This is a genomic window from Streptomyces botrytidirepellens (assembly GCF_003721215.1).
Lineage (GTDB): Bacteria > Actinomycetota > Actinomycetes > Streptomycetales > Streptomycetaceae > Streptomyces > Streptomyces himastatinicus.
Genome location: NZ_RIBZ01000069.1, coordinates 1 through 1022 on the forward strand (window position 1 = coordinate 1; position 1022 = coordinate 1022).

The following is a 1022-nucleotide window of genomic DNA, read 5'->3' on the forward strand; positions in this document are numbered from 1 at the left end:
TGATGCTCTGAAGAACGGTCACCGTGTGCTGGCCACCGTCCGTGGCACCGCCGTCAACCAGGACGGCGCCTCCAACGGCTTCAGCGCTCCGAACGGCCCGTCGCAGCAGCGGGTGATCGAGGCCGCGCTCACCAACGCACGCCTCACCGCGGATCGGATTGACGTGGTGGAGGGGCACGGTACGGGGACGCGGCTGGGCGACCCGATCGAGGCGCAGGCCCTGATCAACACCTACGGCCGGGCCCACAGTGCCGACAGGCCGCTGTATCTGGGTTCGTTGAAGTCGAACATCGGTCACACGCAGGCGGCGGCGGGTGTGGCGGGCGTCATCAAGATGGTGATGGCGATGCGCAACGGCGTCATGCCGCGCAGCCTGTACGCCGACAACCCCAGCACGGTCGTGGACTGGTCCGGACGCACGGTCCGGCTCCTTGCCGAGGACCGTGCCTGGGAACGCGGCGAAGATCCGCGCCGCGCGGGTGTGTCGTCGTTCGGCATGAGTGGCACGAACTCCCACGTCGTCATCGAGCAGTTCGTCGAGGAGTCCGTGGCGGAGGCTGCGGAGTCCGGCGTGGAAACGCCAGGTGGTGTGGTTCCGCTGGTGTTGTCGGCGAGGTCGGATGCGGCGTTGTCGGGTCAGGCGGCGGCTCTGCGCGATCACCTGGCCGCCCGCCCCGAGTTGCGGTTGGTGGANCGATCACCTGGCCGCCCGCCCCGAGTTGCGGTTGGTGGATGTGGCGCGTTCGCTGGTGACGACGCGTTCGGTTTTCGATCACCGTGCGGTGGTGGTGGGGGAGCGGGCCGAGGCGCTTGCCGCGTTGGAGCGGCTGGCGGCCTCCGTGTCGGGTACCCCCGGTCCCGCTCTGTCGGGTGCGGTGTCCGCGGTGTTTTCGGGTCAGGGTTCGCAGCGTCTTGGTATGGGGCGTGAGCTGGCCGGGCGTTTCCCGGTGTTCGCTGAGGCGCTGGATGAGGCGTGTGCGTTGGTGGATCCGTTGCTGGGGTGTGGTGTGCGTGAGGTGATG

1 pseudogene is annotated in these 1022 nt (G+C 68.9%); it reads left to right on the forward strand.

The features are described from left to right. Nucleotides 1-1022: pseudogene (locus EEJ42_RS53745) on the forward strand (ketoacyl-synthetase C-terminal extension domain-containing protein); the annotation flags it as partial.